Consider the following 3,125-nt stretch of genomic DNA (forward strand, 5'->3'; position numbering starts at 1 on the left):
ACCCGCCGCATGCCCCCACGCAACAGAACGGCGGCCGGTTGACCGCTCCCGTGCACCGTGCGATTCTTTATAGAACGAACGGTCGGTAATTACGCCGCCTTCAAGGTACCTCGCTGAATGACGACGATGACGGAGGCTGGCATGGCCGAGGCTTTTCTGGTGGGCGGGGTTCGCACCCCGGTGGGACGGTACGGCGGAGCGCTCTCCGCGGTCCGGCCCGACGACATGGCGGCCCTCACCCTCCGCGAACTGGTCCACCGAACCGGTCTTGACCCGGAGACCATCGACGAGGTCATCCTCGGCAACGCCAACGGCGCCGGTGAGGAAAACCGCAACGTTGCCCGCATGGCCACCCTCCTTGCCGGCCTGCCTGACACCATTCCGGGCATCACCGTCAACAGGCTCTGCGCCTCCGGTCTGTCGGCGATCATCATGGCCTCCCACATGATCAAGGCAGGCGCTGCCGACGTCGTAATTGCCGGCGGCGTCGAGTCGATGAGCCGCGCACCCTGGGTGATGGAGAAGCCGACGACGGCGTTCGCCAAGCCGGGCGCGGTGTTCGACACCTCCATCGGCTGGCGGTTCGCCAACCCGACCTTCGCGGCGCAGGAGAAAACCACGTTCTCGATGCCGGAAACCGCCGAGGAAGTGGCCCGCGTGGACGGCATCACCCGCGACGACGCCGACACCTTCGCCCTGCGCTCGCACCAGCGGGCCGCCGCGGCGATCGACGCCGGGCACTTCGCTGACGAGATTGTTCCCGTGAATACCGTGCGCGGGAAGGAGAACGTCACGGTGGACACTGATGAGGGGCCCAGGCCGGACACCACGCTGGAGGTCCTCGCAGGGCTGAAACCGGTAGTCGCCAAGGGCGGGGTAGTGACCGCCGGAAACTCGAGTTCCCTCAACGACGGTGCCTCCGCAGTGATCGTCGCGTCCGAGGCGGCGCTGACTCGGCTTGGACTCACGCCGCGCGCCCGCATCGTCACCGGAGCGTCCGCGGGAGTGCCCCCGGAAATCATGGGCATCGGTCCGGTGCCGGCCACGCAGAAAGCCCTCGACCTGGCCGGCCGTTCCATCGCCGACCTCGACGCCGTCGAACTCAATGAAGCCTTCGCCTCCCAGTCCCTGGCGTGCATCCGCCGGCTCGGCCTGGACGAGGAAATCGTGAACCGCGACGGCGGGGCCATCGCCCTCGGCCACCCGCTCGGTTCCTCCGGGGCCCGGCTCGCCATCACCCTCATGGGCCGCATGGAACGCGAGGGCGGCCGGCTGGGCCTCGCGACGATGTGCGTCGGCGTGGGACAGGGCACCGCCATGCTTCTGGAGCGTGTGTAGTGGAGACGCTGAAAATTGACGACGGCGGCGACCGCCTCAGCGTCCAGCTGCACCGTCCGGAGGTCCGCAACGCGATTGACCAGCAAATGGTGGACGAGCTCCACGAGGTCTGCGCGGACCTTGAGCGCAACCCGCGGGTGCTGGTCCTCTCGGGGACGGGCGGCGTCTTCGCCTCCGGCGCCGACATTGCGCAGCTCCGGGAACGACGCCGCGACGACGCGCTCGCAGGAATCAACTCGACGCTGTTCTCCCGGATAGCCCGCCTCCCCATGCCCGTGATCGCGGCGCTGGACGGCTACGCCCTGGGCGGAGGCGCCGAGCTCGCCTTCGCTGCGGACTTCCGCATCGGCACCCCCTCGCTCAAGATCGGCAACCCGGAAACCGGTCTGGGAATCCTGCCCGCCGCCGGAGCCACCTGGCGGTTGCGAGAACTCGTCGGTGAACCGCTGGCCAAGGAAATCCTGCTCGCCGGCAGGGTGCTGGACGCCGATGAGGCGCTCGCCGCCCGGCTGATCACCGAAATCCATCCGGCTGAGGACCTGCTGCCGGCAGCCCACCGACTGGCCGACCGGATTGCACGGCAGGATCCACTGGCCACCCGCATCACCAAGAGCGTGTTCCACGCCCCACCCGAAGCGCATCCCGTGATCGACCAGCTCGCCCAGGGCATCCTGTTCGAGTCCGAGGCGAAGTTCGAGCGCATGCAGGCGTTTCTCGACCGGAAGAAGAAAAAGTGAATCACACCATTCCGGACACAGTCGGCGTTCTCGGTGGAGGGAGGATGGGCGCGGGCATCGCCCACGCGTTCTGCGTGGCGGGTGCCGCCGTCGTCGTCGTGGAGCGTGATGACGACGCCGCGGAGGCTGCGCGCGGACGCATCACAGCGGCACTGGACCGCAGCATCGCCAAGGGGTCCACGCATGAAACCCTCGAGGCACTGACCGGGCGGGTGACGGTCGCCACCGATTATGCGGCTTTCAAGCCCTGCGGGCTGGTGGTCGAAGCAGTACCGGAGGACCTCGCCCTCAAGACGGCGGCACTGCGTGGCGTGGAGGAACAGCTCGACGGCGACGCCTGGCTTGCGACGAATACCTCGTCGCTGTCGGTCGGCGAGCTGGCCGGTGTGCTGCAGCGACCCGACCGGTTCTGCGGGCTCCACTTCTTCAATCCCGTTCCGGCGTCGACGCTGATCGAGGTGGTACTGGCGCCGTCGACGTCGGAGGAACTGGCCGGGAAGGCGCGCGGCTGGGCTGAAGCGCTCGGCAAGACTCCGGTAGTGGTCAACGATGCCCCGGGATTCGCCAGCTCCCGGCTCGGCGTTGCGATTGCCCTGGAAGCGATGCGCATGGTCGAGGAGGGGGTGGCCTCGCCCGAGGACATCGATACGGCGATGGTGCTTGGCTACAAGCACCCGGTCGGGCCGCTGCGGACAACCGACATCGTGGGCCTCGACGTCCGCCTGGGGATTGCCGAATACCTGGCCTCGACTCTGGGTGAACGGTTTGCTCCGCCGCAAATTCTGCGGGACAAGGTGGCGCGCGGTGAACTGGGACGCAAATCCGGGCAGGGCTTCTTCACCTGGGATGAGTAGGCGTGTGCTGCCGGGCTTTTGCCACACCGGAGGCCAAAGGGACTAAGGTTTTTTCATGAGCGAGCGGACCACCCTTGCGGACAAGCCGTTGATCGGACCTGTCGAGGCGCCCCAGCTCCACGTGATGACCTACAACATCCGGCGCCGGGTGGCTCATGTGAACCCCTGGAGCCATGACTTCTGGGGCCGGCGGGAA

The 3,125-nt window shown here is 67.6% G+C and carries 3 protein-coding genes; all 3 read left to right on the forward strand.

Going from position 1 to position 3,125, the window contains the following annotated elements; genetic code table 11:
- The first annotated feature begins 141 nt into the window (after positions 1-141).
- From X803_RS0106155 to X803_RS0106165, 3 genes are read left to right on the forward strand one after another with little or no spacing between them, the layout of a single operon-like run.
- Positions 142-1,338 (forward strand): thiolase family protein, encoded by a 1,197-nt coding sequence (locus tag X803_RS0106155; protein ID WP_026544457.1) that lies wholly within the window; start codon positions 142-144, stop codon positions 1,336-1,338.
- Positions 1,338-2,075, forward strand: a complete 738-nt coding sequence (locus X803_RS0106160) for an enoyl-CoA hydratase/isomerase family protein (protein WP_026544458.1) — start codon at positions 1,338-1,340, stop codon at positions 2,073-2,075. The genes X803_RS0106155 and X803_RS0106160 overlap by 1 nt, the downstream gene beginning before the upstream one ends.
- Positions 2,072-2,929, forward strand: coding sequence for a 3-hydroxyacyl-CoA dehydrogenase family protein (locus tag X803_RS0106165; RefSeq protein WP_026544459.1), 858 nt, complete (start codon positions 2,072-2,074; stop codon positions 2,927-2,929). Before X803_RS0106160 ends, X803_RS0106165 begins: the two co-directional genes overlap by 4 nt.
- Positions 2,930-3,125 lie beyond the last annotated feature (196 nt).

This window comes from Arthrobacter sp. 35/47 (assembly GCF_000520475.1).
In the GTDB taxonomy this organism is placed as follows: domain Bacteria; phylum Actinomycetota; class Actinomycetes; order Actinomycetales; family Micrococcaceae; genus Arthrobacter_D; species Arthrobacter_D subterraneus.

What these genes read in the sequence shown, in the direction of transcription:
- X803_RS0106155 (WP_026544457.1), top strand. Translation starts at nt 142, where the DNA reads ATGGCCGAGGCTTTTCTGGTGGGCGGGGTTCGCACCCCGGTGGGACGG.